The organism is Rhodobacter viridis (genome assembly GCF_003217355.1).
GTDB lineage: Bacteria > Pseudomonadota > Alphaproteobacteria > Rhodobacterales > Rhodobacteraceae > Rhodobacter > Rhodobacter viridis.
Genome location: NZ_QJTK01000011.1, coordinates 45,268 through 70,055 on the forward strand (window position 1 = coordinate 45,268; position 24,788 = coordinate 70,055).

Annotated in this window: 24 protein-coding genes; 3 read left to right on the forward strand and 21 right to left on the reverse strand. The window is 68.3% G+C overall.

The genetic code is table 11. The features are described from left to right. Positions 1-7 precede the first annotated feature (7 nt). The 6 genes from C8J30_RS19250 to C8J30_RS13530 all read right to left on the reverse strand — a co-directional run bounded on the left by C8J30_RS19250 (position 8) and on the right by C8J30_RS13530 (position 4,166). The gene (locus tag C8J30_RS19250) at positions 8-1,432 is read right to left on the reverse strand and encodes a calcium-binding protein (protein ID WP_181420879.1); all 1,425 of its coding nucleotides are present in this window, start codon (positions 1,430-1,432) and stop codon (positions 8-10) included. A 119-nt stretch (positions 1,433-1,551) separates the two neighbouring features. Continuing rightward, positions 1,552-2,109 (reverse strand): helix-turn-helix transcriptional regulator, encoded by a 558-nt coding sequence (locus tag C8J30_RS13515; RefSeq protein WP_245909814.1) that lies wholly within the window; start codon positions 2,107-2,109, stop codon positions 1,552-1,554. A 21-nt stretch (positions 2,110-2,130) separates the two neighbouring features. Then, a complete protein-coding gene (locus C8J30_RS19255) occupies positions 2,131-2,691 on the reverse strand; it encodes a hypothetical protein (RefSeq protein ID WP_220033730.1) in 561 nt (186 codons plus the stop codon). 70 nt (positions 2,692-2,761) lie between these two features. Beyond that, positions 2,762-3,202 carry a PepSY domain-containing protein gene (locus C8J30_RS13520; RefSeq protein ID WP_181420881.1) on the reverse strand — a complete coding sequence of 147 codons (441 nt, stop codon included), beginning with the start codon at positions 3,200-3,202 and terminating at the stop codon, positions 2,762-2,764. A 173-nt stretch (positions 3,203-3,375) separates the two neighbouring features. Next, positions 3,376-3,801 carry a YqaA family protein gene (locus C8J30_RS13525; protein ID WP_110806378.1) on the reverse strand — a complete coding sequence of 142 codons (426 nt, stop codon included), beginning with the start codon at positions 3,799-3,801 and terminating at the stop codon, positions 3,376-3,378. Further along, a complete protein-coding gene (locus C8J30_RS13530) occupies positions 3,792-4,166 on the reverse strand; it encodes a hypothetical protein (RefSeq protein ID WP_110806437.1) in 375 nt (124 codons plus the stop codon). The genes C8J30_RS13525 and C8J30_RS13530 overlap by 10 nt, the downstream gene beginning before the upstream one ends. Positions 4,167-4,322: 156 nt before the next feature. Between C8J30_RS13530 and C8J30_RS13535 the strand changes: the two genes are divergently transcribed. Both C8J30_RS13535 and C8J30_RS13540 read left to right on the forward strand, forming a co-directional pair. Continuing rightward, the gene (locus tag C8J30_RS13535; RefSeq protein WP_110806379.1) at positions 4,323-5,507 is read left to right on the forward strand and encodes an NnrS family protein; all 1,185 of its coding nucleotides are present in this window, start codon (positions 4,323-4,325) and stop codon (positions 5,505-5,507) included. A gap of 58 nt (positions 5,508-5,565) precedes the next feature. Beyond that, complete coding sequence (locus tag C8J30_RS13540) at positions 5,566-7,134, forward strand: glucan biosynthesis protein (RefSeq protein WP_110806380.1); 1,569 nt, start codon at positions 5,566-5,568, stop codon at positions 7,132-7,134. A gap of 91 nt (positions 7,135-7,225) precedes the next feature. Here C8J30_RS13540 and C8J30_RS13545 read toward each other — a convergent pair whose 3' ends face one another. Continuing rightward, on the reverse strand, positions 7,226-8,131 hold the full coding sequence (locus C8J30_RS13545) for a LysR family transcriptional regulator (RefSeq protein WP_110806381.1): 906 nt from the start codon (positions 8,129-8,131) through the stop codon (positions 7,226-7,228). Positions 8,132-8,219: 88 nt separating this feature from the next. Between C8J30_RS13545 and C8J30_RS13550 the strand changes: the two genes are divergently transcribed. Then, a complete protein-coding gene (locus C8J30_RS13550) occupies positions 8,220-9,419 on the forward strand; it encodes an MFS transporter (RefSeq protein ID WP_110806382.1) in 1,200 nt (399 codons plus the stop codon). Positions 9,420-9,442: 23 nt separating this feature from the next. Here the strand turns inward: C8J30_RS13550 and C8J30_RS13555 are convergent, their stop codons facing one another. From C8J30_RS13555 to C8J30_RS13620, 14 genes are all read right to left on the reverse strand, one after another. Further along, positions 9,443-10,045: a GntR family transcriptional regulator gene (locus tag C8J30_RS13555; protein WP_110806383.1), complete on the reverse strand. Its 603-nt coding sequence runs from the start codon at positions 10,043-10,045 to the stop codon at positions 9,443-9,445. Positions 10,046-10,086: 41 nt separating this feature from the next. Then, the gene (locus C8J30_RS13560) at positions 10,087-10,815 is read right to left on the reverse strand and encodes a methyltransferase domain-containing protein (protein ID WP_110806384.1); all 729 of its coding nucleotides are present in this window, start codon (positions 10,813-10,815) and stop codon (positions 10,087-10,089) included. Continuing rightward, positions 10,812-11,408: a pimeloyl-ACP methyl esterase BioG family protein gene (locus C8J30_RS13565; RefSeq protein WP_110806438.1), complete on the reverse strand. Its 597-nt coding sequence runs from the start codon at positions 11,406-11,408 to the stop codon at positions 10,812-10,814. The genes C8J30_RS13560 and C8J30_RS13565 overlap by 4 nt, the downstream gene beginning before the upstream one ends. Beyond that, positions 11,408-12,676: an adenosylmethionine--8-amino-7-oxononanoate transaminase gene (gene bioA, locus C8J30_RS13570; protein WP_110806385.1), complete on the reverse strand. Its 1,269-nt coding sequence runs from the start codon at positions 12,674-12,676 to the stop codon at positions 11,408-11,410. Before bioA ends, C8J30_RS13565 begins: the two co-directional genes overlap by 1 nt. Next, a complete protein-coding gene (gene bioD, locus C8J30_RS13575) occupies positions 12,676-13,293 on the reverse strand; it encodes a dethiobiotin synthase (RefSeq protein WP_110806386.1) in 618 nt (205 codons plus the stop codon). The genes bioA and bioD overlap by 1 nt, the downstream gene beginning before the upstream one ends. Beyond that, entirely contained in the window at positions 13,290-14,423 is a 1,134-nt protein-coding gene (locus C8J30_RS13580) for an aminotransferase class I/II-fold pyridoxal phosphate-dependent enzyme (protein ID WP_110806387.1), read from the reverse strand. The genes bioD and C8J30_RS13580 overlap by 4 nt, the downstream gene beginning before the upstream one ends. Beyond that, positions 14,420-15,367, reverse strand: coding sequence for a biotin synthase BioB (gene bioB, locus C8J30_RS13585; protein ID WP_110806388.1), 948 nt, complete (start codon positions 15,365-15,367; stop codon positions 14,420-14,422). Before bioB ends, C8J30_RS13580 begins: the two co-directional genes overlap by 4 nt. Positions 15,368-15,594: 227 nt before the next feature. Then, positions 15,595-16,401, reverse strand: coding sequence for a uroporphyrinogen-III C-methyltransferase (cobA, locus tag C8J30_RS13590; RefSeq protein WP_110806389.1), 807 nt, complete (start codon positions 16,399-16,401; stop codon positions 15,595-15,597). Continuing rightward, positions 16,398-18,986 (reverse strand): nitrate reductase, encoded by a 2,589-nt coding sequence (locus C8J30_RS13595; RefSeq protein WP_110806390.1) that lies wholly within the window; start codon positions 18,984-18,986, stop codon positions 16,398-16,400. Before C8J30_RS13595 ends, cobA begins: the two co-directional genes overlap by 4 nt. Then, positions 18,983-19,315 (reverse strand): nitrite reductase small subunit NirD, encoded by a 333-nt coding sequence (gene nirD, locus C8J30_RS13600; RefSeq protein ID WP_110806391.1) that lies wholly within the window; start codon positions 19,313-19,315, stop codon positions 18,983-18,985. The genes C8J30_RS13595 and nirD overlap by 4 nt, the downstream gene beginning before the upstream one ends. Next, positions 19,312-21,756, reverse strand: a complete 2,445-nt coding sequence (nirB, locus tag C8J30_RS13605) for a nitrite reductase large subunit NirB (protein WP_110806392.1) — start codon at positions 21,754-21,756, stop codon at positions 19,312-19,314. The genes nirD and nirB overlap by 4 nt, the downstream gene beginning before the upstream one ends. Positions 21,757-21,761: 5 nt before the next feature. Beyond that, the gene (locus C8J30_RS13610) at positions 21,762-22,559 is read right to left on the reverse strand and encodes an ABC transporter ATP-binding protein (RefSeq protein ID WP_220033734.1); all 798 of its coding nucleotides are present in this window, start codon (positions 22,557-22,559) and stop codon (positions 21,762-21,764) included. Between the two features lie 7 nt (positions 22,560-22,566). Continuing rightward, the gene (ntrB, locus tag C8J30_RS13615; RefSeq protein ID WP_110806393.1) at positions 22,567-23,436 is read right to left on the reverse strand and encodes a nitrate ABC transporter permease; all 870 of its coding nucleotides are present in this window, start codon (positions 23,434-23,436) and stop codon (positions 22,567-22,569) included. A 3-nt stretch (positions 23,437-23,439) separates the two neighbouring features. Then, the gene (locus C8J30_RS13620; protein ID WP_110806394.1) at positions 23,440-24,726 is read right to left on the reverse strand and encodes a CmpA/NrtA family ABC transporter substrate-binding protein; all 1,287 of its coding nucleotides are present in this window, start codon (positions 24,724-24,726) and stop codon (positions 23,440-23,442) included. Between the last annotated feature and the right edge of the window lie 62 nt (positions 24,727-24,788).

The following is a 24,788-nucleotide window of genomic DNA, read 5'->3' on the forward strand; positions in this document are numbered from 1 at the left end:
CTTTTTCTTAGAGCGCGAAATCGGCCGCGGTGAGGTCGTAAAGGCCTTTCAGCCGGATCATCATTTCCGTGCCGGTGTCGCTGTCGGTGTCGATCAGGATCAGCGTCTCGTCGTTGGCCGTGCCGTCGCGGTCGACCTGCACGAAGCGGACTTCGCCCCCGGCCGAGGTGGTGAAGCTTGCGGCATCGCCCGACCAGACGAAGCTGTCGTTGCCCGGGTTCGTCGCCGAGGCGTCGATCGCAGAAAGGTCGACCGTGTCATCATCGCTGAAATCGGTGATCACATCGGCCCCCACGACGGTCGCCGTGCCATCGGCCAGCGCCCGGAAGATGAAGCTGTCGAGCCCGGCGCCGCCGGTCAACACGTCGCGTCCGGCACCGCCCGCCAGATCGTCGTCGCCGATCCCGCCCGACATGTTGTCGTTGCCGACCCCGCCGCTCAGATCGTCACCGCCCGTGCCGCCGAGGAGGCTGTCATCGCCGATGCCGCCGACCAGGCTGTCATCCCCGGCGCCCCCCGACAGGGTGTCATCGCCGGTGCCGCCATTCAGATCGTCAAGGCCGGCCCCGCCAAGCTCATTGTCGTCGCCGCTGCCGCCGTTCAGGCTGTCGTCCCCGATGCCACCGTTCAGCGTGTCGGTGCCGATCCCGCCCGAGAGCGAGTCCCCACCGGCGTTGCCGTCGAGACTGTCATCGCCCGCCCCGCCGAGGACATCGTCATTGCCGTTGCCACCCGACAGATCATCCGCGCCGCCGCCGCCATCAAGGCTGTCGTCGCCATCGCCGCCCAGCACGTCGTCGCTGCCCGCACCGCCTCCCAGGTCATCGGAGCCGATGCCGCCATCCAGACTGTCGCTGCCGTCGCCGCCCAGCACGTCATCATTGCCCGCGCCGCCCAGAACCGTGTCGTTGTTCGCGCCGCCGTTCAGGATGTCATCCTCGCTCCCGCCATCGATGTTGTCACTGCCGGTGCCACCGTCGATCACGTCATAGCCCGAACCGCCGTGCAGATCGTCGTCGCCGCCACCGCCCGACATGTCGTCATCGCCGGTGCCGCCATCCTCGGCGTCGTCGTCATCGGTGCCCAGCAGCGTGTCATCGCGCGAGCCGTCCTGATCGATGTCGCCATCGTCGAAGCCGTCTTCGTCCGCGTCCTCGATCTCGATCTCGGGCTCTTGCGCCAGAGGCGTGCCATCGGGCAGGAAGTAAAGCTCGCTGGTGACGTCATAGACATCCGTCACGCCCGAGGGGCTGAGCACGATGCGGCTGGTGTAATCGCCGTGATCCTCGACGAACCAGATCGTGCCGTCGACCTGCACCTGCAGGCTTTCGTTCAGATGCAGGCGTTGCGTATCCCAAAGCCCGTCATCCCATTCCTCGAACGATTGCACGGCGCCATCCACGAGGGTGATCCGATATTGGTCTTCGCTCATGCGCATTCTCCCTTGCTGGCATGAAGGTTTCCGGGCCAGTCCCACGGATGGCCGGATGAAGTTACGAAAGTGTTAACTTTTCCCGATTGGATCGAAGTCGATTCATATCGGTTTCGCGATCAGCGCGCCCGGCTCTCTCCGGACGGCGCGGTCTTCGGATCTGCGGCGGGCGGTGCCGCAGGCAGGCCCTCCATCAGATCGTCGATGAACAGGCTGAGCAACTGGCCGCGCCCGTTTACCCCGGCCTTGCGATAGATCGCAGCCGTCTGCGCCTTGACCGTGCCCTCCGATGTCGCGCGGAGGGCGGAAATCTCGGCGGTGTTCAGTCCCTTCAGCGCGAACATCGCGACGTCCCGTTCGGCGGCGGTGAGGCCCCATTCGGCAAAGCGCTCGGCCAGAACCTCGGCGAAGGCCCCCGAGGCGCGGCGCAGCTTTTCGCGCATCTGGTGCGTTTCGCTGAGCGAATGCCACAGCAGCGCCGCCCCAAGCCCGACGCCCAGCATCAGCCCGAGCGCCGCGCCAAGCTCCATCACCTCGCGGCTCTCCCAGGTCAGCGGCTCGATGTAGATGCCGAGCATGGAAAGCACGATATCGGAGACGAAGAACCAGGCGCAGGCGACCTGCGCCAGAACCACGCCCGCAAGGGCCAGAAGTCGGATCAGACGGCTGCGCGGCACGGCGGATGCCCTTTTTTCGGATCAGTCATCATTGCCGTGCCCCCCGGAGTCGCCGCCGTCGCCACCGTCGCCGTCTCCGCCGCCGTCTCCGCCATCGTGACCCGAACCACCGTCGCCCGAGTCGCCGCCGTCGCCCGAGTCATCGCCCGAGTCCCCCCCGGAGTCGCCGCCCGAACCATCGCCCGAGCTACCACCGGAGCCGCCATCATCCGAGCCGCCGTCGTCTGATCCGCCGCTGCCCGAACCGCTGCCCGAACCGCTGCTGCCCGATGAGCCGCCGCTGCCCGTACCGCCATTCGATGCCGTCGCACCCTCCGTGTCGGCCGGACCCGTGTAGCGGGTGAGGTCGCGCAGGATCTCTCCGTTGCGCGGGTCGATCACCACCTCGCGGCTCTGCCCGATCTTGCTCGCCGTGACGCGGATGCGGCCGATGAAGGTGCGCTTCGTCTCGATGCTGCCAAAGCCTTCGGACCGCAGCCGGTCAATGACCTGCTGCGCGGGGTCTTCTGCCCGCAGCGGGCCGGAAACGCCCAGCGTTGCCGTGGCGAGACCGATCAGGAACGTCCGTCTTCTCATCGTCATCATCCCGAGGTTTATGGCGAGTATCGCGACCCGGCCCCGTTCGCGCAAGGGCCGGATCGCGGACCGGGGCTCAGTCGTCCGAACCGCCGCCGTGATCGCCACCATCGTGGCCGCCGCCATCGTGATCGCTGCCGCCATCGCTGTCCGAGCCGCCGTGATCGTCACCCGCGTCATGGTTCGGACCGTCGTCATCGCCCGCGCCGTGATCGTCGGTCGCATCATCGTCGGTCGTGTCATCCGTGCCGCTTTGCGTGCCCTCGGCGTCACGGCCCGAGACTTCCTGCGAGACCACCTGCCCGGTGGCGCGGTCATAGACGACCTCGATCCGGTTGGGTCCATTTGTCGCCTCGGCATGGACGGTGCTGCCGCTATACTGGATTTCCGTGGGGGTGTAGCCCGCAGCGGTCAGGCTGTCGGTCACCGCCTCGCGGCTGATCTCGGCCTGAACAGCGGCGGTGGTGATCAAAAGCGCCATAAGCGCGAAGCCGGTGGTGTGGATCGCTCGGGTCATGCCTGTCTCCCTGGGTTGCATGGGTTGCGATGTCGATGCACTCACAGGGACAGGTTTTTTTCTTTCGCTCCATCGACCTGAGGGGATAATCCTTGGTCCGTCGACCGCAGGGTTAGGCGCATAAACCAGAGGTTATGCCGAAGGTTTATGCGGGATTACGAGAAGACGCGGTTTCAGCGCAGATCCGTCAGCGCAAGCGCGAGCACAAGATAGCGCCCGCCCTTGGCAAGGGTGACCAGCGCCAGGAATCGCCAGAACGGCGTGCGCAATAGCCCCGCCGCCAGCGTCAGCGGATCGCCAATGATCGGCAGCCAGGCGCCCAGAAGGCTCCATTGTCCCCAGCGCGCATACCATTTGGCCGCCTGATCGAGCCGCGCGGGCGCAACCGGAAACCAGCGCGCCCCGGCATGGGCGGCACAGAATCGCCCCAGCACCCAGTTCAGCACCGATCCCAGCACATTGCCGCAGGTCGCGACGGTCAACAGAAGCCAGAGCGGATGCGCGCCCTGCAGGATCAGCCCGGCCAGCACCGCCTCGGATTGCGCCGGAATCAGCGTCGCCGCCAGCAGCGCGGCCAGAAACAGGCCGGTCAGCGCCACGGCGCGGTGCGCAGGGCAAGCGTCGCGATCGCCGACCAGACGCAAAGACGCAGCATCATCACCGCCATCGTGCGCGCCTCATAGGCGCCGCCGTCCAGCACATGTGCGAGGAAGGCGGCAAAGACGATCCCGGTCGAGACGGCAAGGGCGAAGGCCAGCCAGCGCGCCCAGCCCGCGCCGCGCCACAGCCCGAGCCCGGCGGCGACATAGGCAAAGCCCGCGCCGAAATTGAACCAGAGCACGAAGGGCACGACGATGCCCATGTCGACGCCGCCAAAAAGCACCCGTCCGCCCGAAAGGATCGTGGCAAGGCCGAACAGCGTGGCAATCGGGGCGGCAATCGTCAAGGACAGCGGTCGCGACATCGGGGTCTCCGGCAGGGTTTCCTCTTCCTGACAAGGCGGGGGCGGCGGGGCAAGCCCCTGCGGGCCGATCCGGGGCGGGCCAATTGGCGCATCCTCGCCCTTGACAGCCCCCGTGCCGGGCCGCACCACCGCAGCCGACCCCGCGATGGACTGCCGATGACCGCCCTTGCCCGCCTTTTCTCCGAATCCTTCCGTGCCTTCTTCCTGCTGGCCGCGCTTTGGGCCACGGGCGCGATGGCGCTCTGGCTCTGGTGGCTGTGGCAAAATCAGTTCGGCGCCGGGGTCGACCTGCCGACTGCGCTCGCGCCGAGCCAGTGGCACGCGCATGAGCTGATCTTCGGCTTCGGCATGGCGGCGACGGCGGGGTTCTTTCTGACCGCGGCGCCGAACTGGACCGGAAAGCCGGTCGCCGGGCGGTTTTTCATCGCGGCGATGGCGGGGCTTTGGGCTGTGGGCCGCGGCGCGGTGCTGCTGTGGGGCTGGGTGCCGCCGCTCCTGGCCGCGGGTCTGGTGCTCGCCTTCCTTGCACTTTTGACCGAGCGGATGGCGCGGCAGCTGATCCGCCGTCCCGCCTCGCAGGAGGGGCTTTATCTGGCGTTGCTGGCGCTGATGACCCTGTCCGAGGCGCGGGTGCTGCTTGAATGGCTGGGTCTGCCCGGCGGCGAGGCAACGGCGGGGCTGCGCGGCGGGCTTGCGGCGCTTGTCGCGCTGATCGTGGCGCTGGGCGGCAAGATCACGCCGCAATTCACCCGCAACGCGCTGACCCGCGCGGGTGCGGGGACCGAGGCGCTGCCGCGCACATTCGCGGTTCTGGATCGGGGCGCCACTGCGGCGGCCTGTCTGGCGGCGATCTCGGCCAGTCTTGCGCTCTCCGACACGCTGACCGGGGCGGCGCAGCTGGCGCTCGGGGCGGTGCAGCTGCTGCGGATGGGGTTCTGGCGCAGCCGCACCGTGGTGCGGAACCCGCTCCTTGCCGCGCTGCATCTGGCGATGCTTGGCACCGGGATCGGTGCGCTTTTACAGGGGGCGGCGGCCTTTGGCTGGGGCGAGGAAATCGGCGCGCTGCATGTCGGCGCGATCGCGGGCGTCGGCGGCATGATCTTGGCCGTGATGAGCCGCGCGCCGCTGGCCCAGACCGGCCGCCCGCTTGTCGCGCCGCGTCCGGTCGCGCTGGCCTATGCGCTGCTGCCGCTTGCCGCCCTTGCGCGCTGGAGCGCCGCGACCTTCGCCGAGGCCTATGGCCCCGGCGCCGTTGCCGCCGCCACGCTCTGGTGCCTTGCCTTCGCGCTTTTCGCCCTCAGCTACGCGCCCGCCTTTTGGGGGCCGCGCAAAACCCCTTGATCGGCGCAGGATTTCCTGTCTTTCGGTGGGCGCCCGGCCAGAAGCAAAGGAGCCTGCCGTGACCCTGCGCCCCCTTTTCTTCGCGGCCACTGCTGCGCTTGCCCTGCTCGCCCCCATCGCCCCCGCGACATGGGCCGAGATGCCCGCCGAAGGTCCGACCCTCGCCGCCCCCGCGCCCTTCAGCTTTGACGCCCTTGCCGCCCGCGCCGCCGCGATCGCCCGCGCGCCCTATGTGCCCAGCCCGCCGCGCCAGCCCGAGGTGCTCGCCCGCATCGATTTCGACGCGCATTGGAAACTCCGCTACCGCAAGGACAAGACCCTGCATCAGGACGGCGTGCCGGTGCAGTTCTTCCACATGGGCACCTATTTCCGTCAGCCGGTGAAGATGTTCGCGGTGACGAACGGCGCGGCGCGCGAAGTCGTCTATTCGCCCGACCTTTTCGACATGCCCAAGGACAGCCCGGCGCATGATCTTTCGCCCGATGCGGGCTTTGCGGGCTTGCGCATCCTGCGCCCCGACCTTTCGGGCGACTGGATTTCCTTCCTGGGCGCCTCCTACTTCCGCACCGAGGGGGCGCTTGGCCAATTCGGCCTTTCGGCAAGGGCCATCGCCGTCGATACCGGCCTGCCCTCGGGCGAGGAATTCCCCCGGTTCACCGAGGTCTATCTGGAAGACGCGCCCGAGGGGCAGGCGATCGTCACCGCGCTGGTCGAGGGGCGCAGCCTCGCCGGGGTCTGGCGGATGGTGATCACGAACCGCCCGGGGCAGGGGCAGGTGATGGCGGTCGAAAGCCGTCTTTACCTGCGCAAACCGGTGGCGCGGCTCGGCATCGCGCCGCTCACCTCGATGTTCTGGTATTCCGAGACGAACCGGCTGCAATCGCTCGACTGGCGCCCCGAGGTGCATGACAGCGACGGCCTCTCGATCGTTCCGGTCGAGGGCACGCCGATCTGGCGCGCGCTCGATGTGCCGGGCAAGATCGTCACCACGCGCTTTGCCGGGCCCGCGCCAAAGGGCTTCGGCCTTGTGCAGCGTGACCGGAACTTCGATCATTATCAGGATGATGGCGTCTGGTATGACCGCCGTCCCACGGTCTGGGTCGAACCGACCTCGGATTGGGGCAGGGGGGCGGTGACGCTCGTTGAACTGCCGACGCATGACGAGACGAACGACAATATCGTCGCCTTCTGGACCCCCGAGACCCTGCCCCCGCCGGGACAGGAGCTGCGCTTCGACTACACCCTGCACTGGGTCGACAAGGCGCCCCTGCAAACCGATCTGGCGCAGGTGGTCGACAGCCGCATCGGCGCGGGGGGCAATCCGGGCCAGTCGCAGCCGAAGGATCAGATCAAGGTGGTGCTCGATTTCGAAGGCCCGGCACTTGCAGGTCTGGGCGAGGCCGATGCCGTGCAGCCCGCGATCACCGCGCCGCCCGGCGTCGAGATCATCAACCCCTTCGCGCATCCGATCCGCGGCACCGATCGCTGGCGGCTCGTCTTCGACGTGAAGACCGCGCCCGGCACCGAGACGGTCGATCTGCTCGCCACGATCAAGCGCGGCGGCCGGGCGTTGAGCGAGACCTGGGCCGGGGTGCTGCATCCCGCGCAGATCGAAGCGCGGCGCTGATCCGGGGTCTCTCCGGCACGGCGGCTGCGCGGGAAAGCTTGGGCGATGCGGCCCGGTTTCGTGCCAGGGAAGCCGCCGACCTGACGTGCTCTTACGCGAGGGGCGCCGCGGCCTCGGGCGCGTGCGGCACGCTGGCGGCAAAGGCCGCCGCCGCCGGGGGCAGGGCGCCGCAACGGCTGGCGAGCGCGATCGAGACCGTCGGGACCGGCGCCTGCAGGTGGCGATAGCGTACCCCCTCCAGCGCCAGTTTCTCGACCGAGGCGGGGACGAGCGAAAACCCGAGCCCCGAGGCGACCAGCGCCAGAATCGTGGCGATCTGCGGTGCGGCCGGGCCAAGGCGCGGCTCCACCCCCGCGGCGCGACAGGCCGCGATCGCGGCGTCATGCAGGCTCAGCGCCATCTCGCGCGGGGTCAGGATCAGCGGCGTGCCTGCCAGATCGCGCAGCGACACCGGGCCCGTGCCCGGCAGATCGCCCCCGGCCGAAACCACGGCGACAAGCGGTTCCGAAAGCAGCGGTCGCGTCACCAGATCGGGCGGATCGGAGCGGCTCGGCCGCAAGATCGCCAGATCGAGATGGCCCGCCAGAACCTCTTCGCGCAGGCGCAGCGAATTCGCCTCGATCAGATGCAGGGTGACGCCGGGACGCTCGGTCCGAAAGCCGCGGATCAGCCCCTGCACCGCCGGATTGAGCGCCGCCGTGCCGGTCAGCCCAAGGCGCAAGACGCCGGTTTCGCCCCGCGCCGCCGCCCGGGCCGCGGCAATCGCCGCTTGCGCCGCCTCGGGCAGCGGGGCGACGGCGGCACGAAACACCCGGCCCGCCTCGGTCAGCTCTGCCCCCTGCGGCAAGCGTCGAAACAGCCGCGTGCCGATCTCGGTTTCCAGATCGCGGATCTGCTGGCTCAGCGGCGGCTGGCCGATGCCCAGCTTCGCCGCCGCGCGGGTGAAGTTGCCCTCCTCGGCGACGGCGAGGAAATAGCGGATGTGGCGCAGCTCCATGCTATCTGTTTTTCCTATGAAGAATGGCTTTGATATATATTGGACTGCCGGGCGGCCGCGGTCTATCCCCTGCCGAAAGGAGATCGAGATGACCGCCGCCCCCGTTGCGCCGCAGATTGCCCGCGGCACCGCGCCCTTTGCCCGGATCCGGCTCGCGCTGTTCCTTGCGGGCTTTGCGAGCTTCGCCGCGATCTACTGCGTGCAGCCGCTTCTGCCCGCCTTTTCAAAGGGATTTCAGGTCTCGCCCGCGCAAAGCTCGCTTGCCCTGTCGCTGACGACCGGGGCGCTGGCGGGGGCGATCATGGCGATGGCGGGGCTGTCGCAGCGGCTTGGGCGCAAGGCGGTGATGGCGGGGTCGATGTTTGCGGGCGCGGCGCTGACGCTGGCGGTGGCGCGGCTTGGCGACTGGCACGCGCTGCTTGCGGCGCGGTTCGGTCTGGGGCTGGCGATGGGCGGCGTGCCCGCGGTGGCGATGGCCTATCTTGCCGAGGAGATCCGCCCCGCCGATCTGGGCCGGGCGATGGGGCTTTACATCGGCGGCACCGCCTTCGGGGCGATGATGGGGCGGGTCGGCATGGGCGGGCTGGCCGAGCTGCTCGACTGGCGCGGCGCGATGGCGGTGCTGGGCGGGCTCTGTCTTCTGGCGGCGCTGGGCTTTGCGCTGCTGCTGCCGCCCTCGCGCCATTTCACCCCGCGCGCCGGGATCGGGCTTGCCGGGCATCTGCGGCTCTGGGCCGGGCATCTGCGCCGCCCGGCGCTGCAACGGCTTTATGCGATGGGCTTTTGCCTGACGAGCGTCTTCGTGACGCTGTTCAATTATGCCACCTTCCGGCTCTCGGCACCGCCCTTCGGGCTGACGCAGGGACAGGTGAGCCTGATCTTTCTGGCCTTCGGTCTGGGCGTCGTCGCCTCGCCGCTGGCCGGACGTCTGGCCGACCGGTTCGGGCGCGGCCGACTGCTGCAACTCGCTTTCGGGCTGATCCTGATCGGCAGCCTTGCCACCTTGCCCGCCTCGCTTGCCGCGATGGCATCGGGGGTCGCGCTGGTCACCACCGGGTTCTTCATCGGCCATGCCGTGGTCTCAAGCGCGGTCGGCGCCGTGGCCGAGGGGGCCAAGGGCCATGCCTCCTCGCTTTATCTGCTGTTCTACTATGCCGGATCGAGCCTGACCGGATCGCTTGGCGGCTGGTTCTGGCAGCATCTGGGCTGGCCGGGCGTGGTCGGGCTGACGGTCACCGCCGCGCTGGCCGGGCTTCTCCTCAGCTTGCGCCCGGTGCCCGCGCGCTGAACCGCGCCGGATCGGAAACCGGCTCAGTTCAGCCGTTGCAGGTGACGTTCAAGGATCGCGGCGGCACCCTTCGGGTCGCGGCGGCGGATCGCGGCCATGATGCCGTGGTGATCGGTGTCGATCCTTGGCCGCCAGCGCGCGCGGTAATGCACGAGGATGTAGCGCGCGGCGAGGTTTTGCATGTTCTCGACCGATTCCAGGAGCCGCGGCATTTCGCAGGCCTCGTAGATCTTCATGTGGAAGGCGCGGTTCATTTCCTCCCACTCGTATATGTCGGGCGCCTGATCGCAGGCCTCGCGCAGCCGGTCGGCCTCGCGCACCTGCGCGGGGCTCAGGTGGGGGACGGAATGCAGAAGGGTCAGCGGCTCGAGCGCAAGCCGCATCAGCTTCAGCTCGCGCTGCGCCAAGGGGTCAAGCGGCGCGACCTGCACGCCCTTGTTGTGCTGCGACACCACCAGCCCGCGGGCGGCCAGCTTGAGCAAAGCCTCGCGCACCGGAACATGGCTCACCCCGAATTCGGCCGCGACATAATCCTGCCGCAGCCGCTCGCCTGCGCTCAACTCGCCCCGGATGATGCGGCGCGCGATCTCGTCGGCGATCAGCTGGGGGGTGGGGGAAACGGTCATGGCGGCGGAAACCTGAGGCGACGATCGGCGGCCGGGGCCGCTCAGCACCTGCGCGCAATACAGTAAGACGGCCGATAGGTCAAAGTTGTCGGACCGGCCCGGTTCATCTGCTGCATCAGGCGGCGCAGCTGTGGCACCGACAGATGCCCCGCCCGCAACCCGTTCACCCCCGTCGCCCGCAGATGCTCCATCAGCGCCCGGGCGTCGGGGAAGGCGAGCGTGATGCTCTCGTCCCAAGCGGTGATGAGTTGCAGCCCCGCGGGCAGATCGGCGCAAAGCCCCGCCGCATCGCGATAGGAGGGCGCGCCGGGCGGCAGGCCAAGCCCCGCCAGTTCGGGGAAGTTGCCCGGCCCGAAGCTGCTGAGCGCCAGAAGCCCGCCGGGGCGCAGCGCGCGGGCGGCTTTTTCCAACAGCGCCGCGGGATCGGCAAGCCATTGCAGCATCGAGGCCGAGGCGATCAGATCAAGCCCCGCGGGAAAGCGCAGATCCGCCGCATCGCCGGGCAGCGCCTGCACCCGGGCCCTCGCAGGCCAGCCGAGCGCGGGCAGGGGGGCGACAAGGTCATTGAGCCAGACCTCCCCCGGTTCGAGCTGTGCCAGCGCGCGCGTCAGAAAGCCGGTGCCGTGACCAAGTTCCAGCACCCGTGCGCCGCGGGCGACACGCGGCGCGATCTCGCCCGCCAGGCGCGCGGCGATCTGCGCCTGCGCGCAGGCGGCGCCGTCGTAGCTCTGCAGATGGCGGGCAAAGCCCGTGGCGATGCGCGGGATCATCCGGTGATCTCCTGCCAGTCCTGCCAGCGGCCAAAGGGGCTGTGGCCGCCGTCGAGCCAGTCGATCCGCGCCCCCGGCCAGGCGGATTCCAGCGCGGCGGGGGGGAAGATGCGATCTTCGCGCGCGGCAAGGAGGCGCGCGAAAGCCGGGGCGGGCGCGGCCGGGCGGCTGGCCAGCGCCTGAAGTTCGGCACCAAGCGCGGCAAGGTCGGCCTCGGGCGGCACCGGTGACCCGGCGCGGCGGGCAAATTGCGCAAGGCTGCGCGGGCTCAGCCCCGCGATCGTGCCGTCATACATCGCCGGGCCGATCACCCTGCGCGGATCGGGGGCGCCGCAGATCGCCACCGCCCGGTCTGCGCGCAGGCGCGGCAGATGACGCGCGGCGACGGCGACGCCCATCGAATAGGCCACGACGATCCGGCGGTGATAGGGCGCCCAAAGCGCCTCGGGCAGGATCTCGTCGCGGTAGTCCGACAGCGCCAGAACATCCGCCGCCCCCTGCAGATGCCGGATCGGGTCCAGCCCGACCGCCCAACCCGCAAAGAAAAGGATCAGATCATCGCTGCCTTGGCGCTGCAGCCACTCCGCCCGCATCAGAGCCCCCGCGCGATCGTGCACATCGCGGTGGTGACGCGGCTCAGCTCGTCCGGCGCGATGGTCAGCGGCGGCATGGCGTAAAGCATCGGGCCGAAGGGGCGCAGCCAGACGCCGGTTTCGGCGCAAAAGCGGTGGATCGCATCCATCGGCAAGGGCGCGCGCATCTCGATCACGCCGATGCCGCCAAGCGCGCGGACATCCGCCACGCCTGCAAAGCCGCGCGCCGGGGCCAATTCTTGCGTGAATTGCGCCTCGATCCGGCGGGCTTCGGCGGACCAGTCGCGGCTTTGCCACAGATCCAGCGCGGCCACGGCCACCGCGCAGGCGAGCGGATTGGCCATGAAGGTCGGCCCGTGCATCAAGGCGCCCGTGCGCGCGGCCAGATCGCGGCTTGCCACCGTCGCGGCAAGGCTCATCATCCCGCCGGTCAGCGCCTTGCCCAGACACAGGATATCGGGCACGACCCCGGCCTTGTGCATCGCGAAATCGCTGCCGGTGCGGCTGAAGCCGGTGGCGATCTCGTCGAAGATGAGCGCGATCTCGAAGCGGTCACAGAGCGCGCGCAGCCCCCTCAGATAGGCGGGGTGGTAGAAATACATGCCGCTGGCGCCCTGCACGATGGGCTCAATTATGAAGGCGGCGATCTGATCGCCGTGCCGCTCGAAAAGGGCTGCGACCTCGGCCAGCCCGTTCCGGCTGTCGTCGCTCGGCCACGCCGCGCCATAGGCAATGGGCGGGCGGGCGACGAAATGGTGTGGCGCGATGGCGGCGCCGAAATGGCTGTGCATCCCGCTTTCCGGGTCGCACAGGCTCATCGCCTTCCAGGTGTCGCCGTGATAGCCGCCGCGCGCCGTGGCAAGACTTGTGCGCCCGCGCCGCCCCTGCGCCAGCTGCGCCTGAATTGCCATCTTCACCGCGACCTCGACCGCGACCGAGCCGCTGTCGGAGTAAAACACCTGATCCAGCCCCTCGGGCAGGGCGGCGACGAGACGCCGGGTCAGCTCGATCGCCGGGCGATGCGTCAGCCCGCCGAACATCACATGCGGCAGGGTGGCGGCCTGATCCTGCAGCGCCGTCACCAGCGGCTCGGGCGCATGGCCGAAGGCGGTGCACCACCAGGACGACATCGCGTCGATCATCTGCCGCCCGTCCGCAAGCGTCAGCCAGATCCCCTTCGCCGCGACGATCTTGTGCTGCGGCGCGGGGGTGAAGCGCGCGGTGTAGGGATGCCAGACATGGGCGGCATCAAAGGCAAGATCCTCCATCAGAGCGCCCCCCGGATCGTGTCAAGGTCGATGGCGCCGAAGGCCTCGGCCAGCGCTGGGCGGGTCAGCGCAGTGAGCGGCGGCAGGCGGCCCAAGGAGGGCAGATCGGCCACGCGGCAGATCGTGTCCTGACTGTCGCGCACCTCCGCGCCTACGAAAGCGACGCCCAGCATTGGCACGCGGCGGCTGCGGAGCGCCTCGATTGTCAGCAGGCTGTGGTTGATCGTGCCAAGGCGCGTGCGCGCCACCACGATCACCGGTGCCTGCCACTCCGCCATCTGATCGGCGAAAAGCCTGCGCCCGGCGAGCGGCACCAGCGCGCCGCCCGCCCCCTCGATCACCAGCGAGCCGGGCAGATCGGGCAGGGGCATCGGCCCGATCTCGACACCGTCGAGGGCCGCGGCCAGATGCGGCGAGGCCGGGGTGCGCAGCCGATAAGCCTCGGGCAGGGTGGGGCAACCGGTCAGCCGCGCCACGGTCTCGCGGTCGGTCTCTTCGTCGAGCCCCGCCTGCACGGGCTTCCAGTAGCACGCTTGCAAGGCCAGCGTCAGGCCGGCGCTGAAGACGGTCTTGCCGACGCCGGTATCGGTGCCGGTGATCACAAGGGCTGTCGTCATGGGAGGAACTCGGTCCAAAGGTCTGAAATCGCGTCGAAAAGCGCGTCAATGTCGGAGGTTTGCAGCCCGCCCGTCAGCGAGATGCGCAGCCGCGCCGTGCCCTTCGGCACGGTCGGCGGACGAATGGCGCGCAGATCGAAGCCCGCCGCCTGCAACCGCGCGGCCGCGCTCAGCGCGGCCGTGTCGGCGCCAAGCACCCACGGCAGGATCTGGCTTTCGCCCGGGGCAAGCCCGATCTCGGCCGCGCGGTGCTGCGCCTGCGCGCGCAGCGCCGCCGCATGGGCGCGCAGCTCGGGCCGCGCGGGCAACAGGCGCAAGGCCGCCCGCACCGCCGCCGCCATCAAGGGCGAGGGCGCCGTGGCATAGATGAAGGGCCGCGCCCGGTTCACCAGCGTTTCGATCAGCACCCGATCGGCACAGATCAGCGCGCCGCTCGCCCCCAGCGCCTTGCCGCAGGTATGCACGACGATCAGCGCCAGATCGCCCGCGTCGGGGGCCAGACCGCGCCCGTCGCGGCCATAAAGCCCGGTGGCATGGGCTTCATCGAGGATCAGCACCGCGTCTTCGCGCCGCGCGAGGGCGGCGAAATCTTCGACCGGGGCGAAATCGCCATCCATCGAATAAAGCGTCTCAAGCGCGATCCAGACCCGCCCGCGCCCGCCCGCAGCCCGCCACAGATGGATCTGCCCGGCTGCATCCGCAACGTCATTGTGGCGAAAGCGGCGCAGCTCGGCCGCGCCCAGACGCATCCCCTCGTGCGCGCTCGCATGGATCAGCGCGTCATGCAGCACCAGATCCCCCGCCATCGGCAGCGTCGCAAAGACCGCCTGATTGGCCTGAAACCCGCCGCCCATGTAAAGGCAGGCCTCGGCCCCGAAAAAGGCGGCGGCCTCCGCTTCGAGCGCGGCAAATTCCGGGTCATTGCCGCGCAGAAGCCGCGATCCGCCCGCCCCCACCGCGACCCCGCGCGCCAGAGCCTCGGTCACCGCCTGCGCCAGATCCGCCGAGGCGCGCAGGCCAAGGTAATCGTTCGAGGCGAAATCGAGCCCCCGCGCCGAGATCAGCGCCCGCGCCCGGCCGCGTTCGGCGGCGCACAGAAGACGCTCGGCATGGCGGGGATACCGGCTCACGCCGCATCCCCGCAGCGACGCGGCGCCTCGGGCTGCAGGCCGAGCTTGGCGAAAAGCCGGGCATCGGCGCTGTCATCGGGGTTCTCGGCGGTCAAGAGCGTGTCGCCGACGAAGATCGAATTCGCCCCGGCAAAGAAGCACATCGCCTGCAATTCATCCGACATCGCGCTGCGCCCGGCCGAGAGCCGCACATAGGATTTCGGCATCAGGATGCGGGCGGTGGCGATGGTGCGGACCATCTCGATCGGATCGAGCGGCGCGACATTGGCGAGGGGCGTGTCGGCCATCGGCATCAGCATGTTGATCGGCACCGATTGCGGCGGCTCGGGCAGATCGGCGAGCGTCTGGATCATGCTGATCCGGTCCTCGGCCGCCTCGCCCAGACCGACGATCCCGCCCGAGCAGACATTGATCCCCGCCGCGCGGACTCGATCGAGCGTGTCGAGCCGGTCGGCAAAGCTGTGGGTCGAGATCACCGAGGGGTAGAAGCTTTCCGAAGTGTCGATGTTGTGGTTGTAGTAATCCAGCCCCGCCGTCTTCAACTGGACCACCTGACTGTCGTCGAGCATGCCAAGCGTCATGCAGGTCTCGAGCCCGAGCGCCTTGACCCCCTCGACCATCGCCAGAACGGTGGGCATGTCGCGCTCCTTGGGCGAGCGCCAGGCCGCGCCCATGCAATAGCGGGTGGCGCCCGAGGCCTTGGCCTTCTGTGCCTCGGCCAGAACCTTCTGCACCTCCATCAGCTTCGAGGCGGACAGCTTCGAGCCGTTGCGGGCCGATTGCGCGCAATAGGAACAATCCTCGGCGCAGCCGCCGGTCTTGATCGACAGAAGCTTCGCGCATTGGATGCGGTTGGGGTCGAAATTCTCGCGGTGAACGGTTTGCGCCCGGAACAGAAGATCCATGAGCGGAAGGGTGTAAATGTCTTGTGCGCGGCGTTGCATGGCTGACCTCCTGGCTGGCGGGGTCAGAGGATCGCAAATCCGGGCGGCTCTCAATTTTGAAAGCTATCTATGATCTGGTTGCGGCGGCTCGCGGCGAAGGGACATCTTTTCAATGCGTTGCGTGGCGATGTTCCGGGTGGCCCCGCAACAAGGCCGCGCCGCTCTGACTATAATATATAATCCTTCCGCGCCGCCGGGTTGGTGGCGCTCGTTTCTTGCGCCCCGCTTCAGACCATCGCCGCGCAGGGGATCGAGGCGGCCAGAGGCTGCGCCACGGTCTTCGCGATCCGGATCATCAGCACGGCCGGGTTGGTGATGCCGCGATCTGCGGCGTCCCTGGCCATCGCGGCCACCGTCGTGTGCAGCACCTCCGCCCCGGCCTTCTCGACGTTGCGGGCGATGGTGACCGGCTGCGTGGGCGCGATCCCGGCGCGGGTCAACTCGCCTGACAGCCGGTCCAGCTGCGCCATCGCCATGTAAAAGACGAGCGCCGTGCCCGGTTTTGCGATCTCGGCAATATCCGAAGGGATCTCTCCCGGGCGGCAGGTGGCGGTGGCGAGCACGAGCCGGTCGGTCACGCCGCGCTCGGTCAGCGGCTCGCACAGGCGCGCCGCGGCGGCCGAGGCGGCGGTGATGCCGGGGATGATGTCAACGGCAATCCCATGCGCCCGGGCGGCGGCGATCTCTTCGCCCGCGCGGCCAAAGACCGAGGGGTCGCCCGATTTCAGCCGCACCACATGATGGCCCGCAAGCGCCTCGGTCACGATGAAGGCGTCGATCCGCTCTTGCGGCCAGGAATGTGCGCCGACCTCCTTGCCGGTCGCGATCAGCCGCGCGCCGGGGCGAGCGAAGGCCAGCACCTCGGGATCGACCAGCCGATCGTGGCAGATCACATCGGCCTGCCCAAGGCAGCGGATCGCGCGCAGCGTCAACAGGTCCGCGGCGCCGGGGCCAGCGCCGACAAGGCTGATCTTGCCCTTGCGATCGGCGGTGGTGGCGGGCGTCAGGTCTTCGGGACGGGTGAGAAAGCTCATTGCGCGGCCTCTTGGTGTTGGGGGCGGGACAGCAGGGTGGCAAGGTCGGGGCGGCAGGAGCCGCAATTGGTGCCTGCGCCAAGCGCTTGGCCGATCGCCTCGACCGAGGTCAGGCCCTGATCGGCGATGGCGCGCAGGATCGTGTTCAGACCGACATTCAGGCAGGCGCAGACGGTCGGACCGGGATCGGGGCGGCTGGTCTCGGGCAGGCCCGCCAGAATGCTGCGATCCGCGGTGCCAAGGCTGGCGGCGAGATGGCTGCGGGAAAGCGCCACCGGGCCGGGGGCGATGAAAAGCGCGCCCGCAAGCCGGTCGCCGTCGAAAAAGGCAAAGCGGTGCAGGCCCTTGGCCGGATCTGAAACCACCAGCGCGGGCGGGCCGAGGCGCATCAGATCCTCGGCCCAAAGCGCCCAGTCTTCGGGGCTTTTGCTGCCCGCAAGTTCCGCCCGCCAACCGCCGGGGATCGGCGCTTTCGCCCAATAGTCGCAGCCCGGCTGCAGATCGTGGCGGGCAATCGCAAAGCCGTGCCAGCGCGCCTTGAACGGGCGGATCGCGACCGCGGCGGATTTCGACGCAGGCTGGCCCGAGACGGGATCGGTCCGCGCCGTCACCAGCGCGTCGATCCGCCCCGAGGGCGCGGTCTCGCCCGTCCAATGCATCGGCGCGAAAGGATGGCCGGGGGCGACGCGGTCCGAAATCATCACCCGCAGGAGCGCGCGGCCGTGGCTGTTCGTCACCTCTGCCAGATCGGCGGCGGCGAGGCTCAGGCGCGCGGCATCCTCGGGGTGGAGTTCCAGAAACGGCTCGCCCAGATGGGCCGCAAGCCGCGGGCTTTGCCCGGTGCGGGTCATTGTGTGCCACTGATCGCGGATGCGCCCGGTATTCAGCCGGAAGGGATGCGCCGCGCCGAGCGGTTCGGGCAGCCGGGCGGTGACCGGGATCATCCGGGCGCGTCTGTCGGGGGTGTGAAACTGCCCGGTGCCGAAAAAGCGCCCGCCCTTTTGCGCGGCCTGCGGCCAATGCGTGGGGGGAAGGGTGTCGTAATCCGTGCCCACCAGCCCCGAGATGTCGAAATCGGACCCAAGCGCCCCGGCGACGCCCGAGAGCGCGCAATATTCGTCGAAAATCTCCGCCGGGCCTTGCCAGTCGAAGCCGGAAAACCCCATCCGCTGCGCCACTTGCGCCAGCGCCCACCAGTCCGGCCGCGCCTGCCCGGGCGTGGGCAGAAAGGCGCGTTGCCGCGAGATGCAGCGCTCGGAATTCGTCACCGTGCCGGATTTCTCGCCCCAACCCGTCGCGGGCAAGAGCACATCGGCCAGCCGCGCGGTGTCGGTTTCGGCCCAAAGATCCGAGACGACGGTGAAATCGCAGCCGGCGATGGCGCGGGCCACCCGGTCGGCCTCGGGCATCGTCACGGCGGGGTTCGAATGCATCACCCACAGCGCCTTGATCCGGCCCTCCTCGACGGCACGGAACATCTCGACCGCCTTCAACCCCGGTTTTGCGGCCATCTTCGGCGCGGCCCAGAAGGTGGCGACGGCGTCGCGATGGGCGGGGTTGTCGATCTCCAGATGACAGGCGAGCATGTTGGCAAGGCCCCCCACCTCGCGCCCGCCCATGGCATTCGGCTGGCCCGTGACCGAGAACGGCCCCATGCCGGGGCGGCCGATGCGGCCCGTCGCAAGGTGGCAATTCAGGATCGCATTGACCTTGTCGGTGCCGGTCTCGGACTGGTTGATGCCCTGCGAATAGACGGTGACGACCTTTTCGGTGGCGGCCCAAAGGTCAAGGAAGGTCTGAAGATCGGCGGGATCAAGGCCCGTGGTTTCGGGCGTAGACGTTCGGGCGGCGGTCAGGGCCTCCTCCAGCCCGCTGACATGGCGCAGAAAGGCCGGATCAGCCCGCCCGGTGTCGGCCAGATGCGCCAGAAGCAGGTTGAACAGATGCGCATCGGCCCCGGGGGCGAGCGGCAGATGCAGGTCCGCCCCCTCGCAGGTGGCGGTGCGGCGCGGGTCGATGACGACGATCTTCAGCCCGGGCCGGGCGGATTTGGCGGCCATCAGCCGCTGGTGCAGCACCGGATGGCACCAGGCCAGGTTCGAGCCGACCAGAACGACCAGATCGGCCTGTTCCAGATCCTCATATTGCCCGGGCACGGTGTCCGTGCCAAAGGCGCGGCGGTGCCCGGCCACGCTCGATGCCATGCAAAGCCTTGAATTCGTGTCGATATTGGCGGACCCGATGAAGCCCTTCATCAGCTTGTTGGCGACGTAATAATCCTCGGTCAGCAATTGCCCCGAGACGTAGAAGGCCACGGCATCGGGGCCATGCTCTGCAATGACGGCGGAAAACCGCGCCGCGATCAGGTCAAGCGTTTCGCCCCAACCCTTCTCCTGCCCAAAGGTGCGCGGCGCCAGAAGCCGCCCCCCAGTCGCGAGCGTTTCGCCCAAAGCGGTGCCCTTGACGCAAAGCCGCCCCCGGTTCGCGGGGTGCTCCGGGTCGCCCGCGATCCTCACGCCCTTGGCCGAGGGCGTCGCGATCACACCGCAGCCGACACCGCAATAGGGGCAGGTGGTCCGGGTCATGCCGCCCGCCCCCGCAGGCAGGTTTCGGAGAGCAGCACCCGTCCGCCCTCGATCCGCGCGGCATGGGTGGCGACCGATCCGCTGTCGGCGCCCTGCGCAAGGCCGGTGGCCAGATCGAAGACCCAGCCGTGCAGCGGGCAGGTGACCTGGGTGCCATGCACGATGCCTTCGGACAAGGGGCCGCCCTTGTGCGGGCAGCGGTCGTCCATCGCAAAGACCTGATCGTCAAGGGTGCGAAAGACCGCGACGCAGCCCGAGGGCGTCTTCACCACCCGCGCCCCTTGCCGGGGGATGTCGTCAAGCGCGGCAATGTCGATGAAGTGACTCATTCGGCGGCCCCCAAAATCACGGCGGGTTGGGACAGATCTGCGACGGGCGCCCAATCGGCGGGTTTCGCGGCCAACTCCGCCCAAGGGTCGACACGGTAGATCGACTGGCTTTCCTCGAACCGATCCGCCAAGGCCTTGCGGGTCTCCGGGTCCTCGATCTGCGCGCGGCACCACGCGAGGCCGACCTTGGCGACCCATTTGTGGACCCGGTGCAGGTAGCGGGCGTTTTCGCGGTAAAGCTGGGTGAAGGCGGCAATCGCCTGCATCGCCTCGGCCTCGGTCGCGACGGTGACAAGCAGTTCGGTTTCCTTCACCTCCAGCCCCGCCGCGCCTGCCACCGAAATCTGATAGCCGCTCTCGACACAGATCACGCCGATGTCCTTGCAGGTGGCCTCGGCGCAGTTCCTGGGGCAGCCCGAGACGCCGAGTTTCAGCTTGGCAGGCGTCCACGAGCCCCACAGAAGCTGTTCCAGCTTGATGCCAAGCCCGGTCGAATCCTGCGTGCCGAAGCGGCAATACTGCTCGCCCACACAGGTTTTCACCGTCCGCAGCCCCTTGGAATAGGCGTGGCCCGAGACCATCCCGGCGGCGTTCAGATCCGACCAGATCGCGGGCAGATCCTCTTTCTTCACCCCCAGAAGGTCGATGCGCTGCCCGCCCGTGACCTTGACCATCGGCACGGCGTATTTTTCCGCCGCGTCCGCTATGGCGCGCAGCTCAGTGGGCGTGGTGACGCCCCCCCACATCCGCGGCACGACGGAATAGGTGCCGTCTTTCTGGATGTTGGCGTGGTTGCGCTCGTTGACAAAGCGGCTCTGCCGGTCGTCGGTATAGTCGAACGGCCAGTCGCACAGCAGGTAATAGTTCAGCGCCGGACGGCACGAGGCACAGCCGCCCGAGGTCTTCCAGCCCAGCTCCTGCATCACCGCCGGGATGGATTTGAGCGCCCGCGCCTTGATCAGCCGCCGCACATCTTCATGCGTATGATCGGTGCATTTGCACATCGGCGGATTCTCGACCGGCTTGAACGCCGCCCCAAGCGTCAGCGCCATGACCTTTTCCACGAGCCCGGTGCAGGTGCCGCAGGACGCAGACGCCTTTGTCACCGCCCGCACGGCCTCAAGCGTCGTGGCTCCGCCCGCGACGGCCTCGGTGATCTTGCCTTTGCATACGCCGTTGCAGCCGCAAATCTCCGCCTCAGGCGGCAAGGCTGCAACGGCTGCGAGAGGGTCCGCGGCGGCCCCCCCGCTGAAGGCCGGGCCAAAGATCAGCGTGTCGCGCAGGGCCGTGACGTCCTCGCCCGTCTTGATCTTGTCGAAGAACCAAGCGCCATCGGCGGTGTCACCATACATCACCGCGCCGATGAGCTTTTCGCCCTCAAGGATCAACCGCTTGTAGACCCCCCGGCCGGGATCGCGGAAGACGATATCCTCGCGCCCAGGGGCCTCGGCAAAATCGCCCGCGCTGAAGAGATCGACGCCGGTGACCTTCAGCTTCGTCGCGGTCTGCACCGGGCGGAAGGCGGCTTCGGTGCCCAGAAGCGTCGCCGCCAGCACCTTGGCCTGATCGTAAAGCGGCGCGACAAGGCCGAACAGCTGGCCCTGATGCTCGACACATTCGCCCAAGCCAAAGATCGCAGGGTCATTGGTCTGCATCTGGTCGGACACGACCAACCCCCGGTTCACCTCGAGCCCCGCATCATTCGCAAGCCGCGTCTCGGGCCGGATGCCGATCGCCATGCAGACCAGATCGGCGGGGTAAGTGGTTCCATCATCGAGCAAAACCGCTTCCACCCGGTCGGTGCCAAGGATCGCCTTGGTCGCGCCCTTGCAATGAACGGTGATGCCGCGACGCTCCAGATCGCGTTGCAGAAGATAGCCCGCGGCGGGGTCGAGCTGGCGCTCCATCAGATGGCCCATCAGGTGAATGACCACCACCTCGGCCCCGCGCGCGGCCATGCCGGCCGCCGCCTCAAGCCCCAATAGACCGCCGCCGATCACCACCGCCTTCGCCCCGGGGGCGGCGGCGTCAATCATCGCCTGCGTGTCTTCAAGGTCGCGATAGGCGACGACGCCGGGCAAGTTCTTGCCCGGAACCGGCAGCAGGAACGGCGCCGATCCGGTCGCGATCACCAGTCTGTCATAGGGCACGCCGCCCGCGTTGGAATAAACGACGCGGTTCGCCCGGTCGATCTTCACCACCGGCTCGCCAAAGCGGCAATCAACGCCGCGCGCCGCATACCACTCGGCATCATGCGTCACGATCTCGGCGTAGGTTTTCTCGCCCGAGAGCACCGGCGACAGCATCAGCCGGTTGTAATTGCCGCGCGGCTCGGCGTTGAAGAGCGTCACGTCAAAGGCGTCCGGGGCCGCCTCGAAGATGTGTTCCAGCATCCGGCCCGAGGCCATGCCCGCGCCGATCACCACAAGTCTTTGTTTCATGGGGCTTACTCCGCGGCTTCCACCAGCCGATGGCGTTCGTAAAGGAAGCGCAGCACGCTTTCGCGCGCGCGCAGATAGGTCGGGTCGGAGGCGAGCGCGATGCGGTTGCGCGGCCGCGGGATCGCCACGTCAAGCACCTCGCCGATCGTCGCGGCGGGGCCGTTCGTCATCATCACGATCCGGTCGGCCAGAAGCACCGCCTCGTCCACGTCATGGGTGATCATCAGCATCGTGTTGCCCAGCCGGGCATGGATCTCCATCACCGCATCTTGCAGATGCGCCCGGGTGAGGGCATCAAGCGCCCCGAAGGGCTCGTCGAGCAGCAGGATCTTCGGCTCCATCGCTAAGGCCCGGGCGATGCCGACGCGCTGCTTCATGCCGCCGGAAATCTCGCCGGGGCGCTTGTCCATCGCATGGGTCATGTGAACCAGATCAAGGTTTTGCACGATCCAGTCGTGCTTTTCCGTCTTCGATTTCGCCCGGCCAAAGACCTTGTCCACCGCCAGCTTGACGTTGTCGTAAACGGTGAGCCAGGGCAGCAGCGAGTGGTTCTGGAACACGATGGCGCGGTCGGGGCCCGGCGCGTTCACCTCGGCGCCTTCGAGCTTGATCGCCCCGGTCGTGACCTGCGTCAGCCCGCCCACCAGATTGAGCAACGTCGATTTCCCGCAGCCGGAATGGCCGATGATCGAGACGAATTCGCCCTTTTCGATGTCGAGCCGCACGTCTTGCAGCACCACATTCTCGCGCCCACCCGCGGCCGGGAAGCTTTTCACCACGCGGTCGATTTTCAGATAGCTCATGATGCCCTCACATCGTGCCGCGGCTGACGACCCGGCCGAGGAAGGCGACAAGGCGGTCAAGCGCAAATCCGGTGGCGCCGATGTAAAGCAGCGCGACGAAGATATCGGTCAGCATGGAGGAGTTCCACGCGTCCCAGATGAAGAAGCCGATGCCGACGCCGCCCGTGAGCATCTCGGCGGCGACGATGGCGAGCCAGGCCAGGCCCACCCCGATGCGCAGGCCCGAAAAGATATAGGGCGCGGCCGCGGGGACCATGATTTTGGTGAAGAATTCGAGCGGGTTGAGGCGCAGCACGGCGGCGACATTGCGATAGTCCTGCGGGATTGCGCGCACGCCCGCGGCGGTGTTGATCAGAATGGGCCAGATCGCGGTGATGAAGATCACGAAGATCGCCGAGGGGCGGCTGTCCATGAAAGCGGCAAGGCTGATCGGCAGCCAGGCCAGCGGCGGCACGGTGCGCAGCACCTGAAACACCGGATCGACGCCGCGCATCAGCCAAGCCGATTGGCCGAGCACCGCGCCGACGACGACGCCGACGAGCGCGGCAAGGCCGAAACCGACGCCGACGCGCTCGAGCGAGGTCAGCACCCGCCAACCGAGCCCCATGTCCTGCGAGCCTGCGACATAGAACGGATGCAGGATCAGATCGCCCGAGGTCTGCCAGATATCAAGCGGCGAGGGCAGCGCGGCGCCGGGGGAGGAGAGCGCCTGCCAGATGCCAAGGATCGCCAGCACCACCAGAACCGGCGGGATCACGTTTTCCGCGAGCGGCTTTTGCAACCGCTTCAGGATCGGTTTGCGGGTGGGCGGCGGCAGCGCCACCACCTGCGCCGCGGCAGCCTTGGCCGCCCGGGGTTTCAGAACACTCACCCCCATCGCTTACACCATCGCCTTGATCGAGAGGCTGTCGAGATAGGCCGCAGGATTGGCCGGATCGAAGCTCTTGCCGTCAAAGAAGGTCTCGACGCCCCGGCTGTCGCCAAAGCCCGTGGTCGTCAGGCCAAGCTCGGTCGCCGCCGCCAGCCACAGATCGGACCGGTTGGTTTTCGCGACCAGCGCGGCGGTGTCGAGATCGCCCGGCAGATAGCCCCAGCGCTGGTTCTCGGTGAGAAACCACGTATCAAGCGATTTCCACGGGAACGAGGTCGAGCCATTCTCGCCCCAAAACCGCATCGCCAGATCGGGGCGGCTCTCCACCCGGCCGTTGCCATAGTCGATCTCGCCCTTCAGACGGCCGAGGATATCGGGCACCGGCACCTTCATCCACTGCCGCCCCGAGATGATCGTGGCCATTTCTTCCTTGTTCTCGGCCGCCTCGCACCAGATCTGCGCCTCCATCACCGCCATCAGGATGGCTTTCGTGGCATTGGGGTGCGCATCGACCCAGTCGGCGCGCATGCCCAGCACCTTTTCGGGGTGTTTCGCCCAGATCTCGCCCGTCGTGCAGGCGGTGAAGCCGATGCCCTGATTGACCAGTTGCGCGTTCCACGGCTCGCCGACGCAGAAGGCCTCCATGTTGCCGACCTTCATGTTCGCCACCATCTGCGGCGGCGGCACGACGATCAGGTTCACATCCTTCGTCGGATCGATCCCGCCCGCGGCCAGCCAGTAGCGCATCCACAGATCATGCGTGCCGCCGGGGAAGGTCATCGCCACCGGCACCTCGGCGCCAGCGGCCTTTTTCGCGGCGAAGATCTCCTTCAAGGTCGCCGAATTCAGCCCGACACCGGCGGCAGCATGGGCGGCGCTGACGGAAATCCCCTGACACTGCTCGTTCAGCCCCATCAGATTATACATCGGCAGGGGCACGCCGCCCTGCATCACCTTGCCGGTCGCATAAAGGTGGATCTTCGGGCGCAGGATATGGCCGCCGTCGATGCCGCCATTCGCCGAGCCGAGCGCCATGTTGTCGCGCGTCGCGCCCCAGCTCGCCTGTTTCACGATCTTCATCTCGGGCAGGCCGTGCTTGGCGAAAAGCCCCATTTCCAGCGCGATGATCAGGGGCGCCGCATCGGTCAGCGCGATATAGCCCAGCGTCGCCCCGGTCACTTCGGGGGCCGAGGTCGTGGCGAAGGCCCCGCCCGGGATCAGCGCGGTGGCCGCGGCAGCGGTCGCGGCCATCCCGGTCGTGGCAAGGAAGCGGCGGCGGGTAAGGAAAGTGGTCATGGTCGGTCCTGTCAGCGCCCGGAGGGCATGAGGGCAACGCGAAAAGACCACCGGCAACGGAC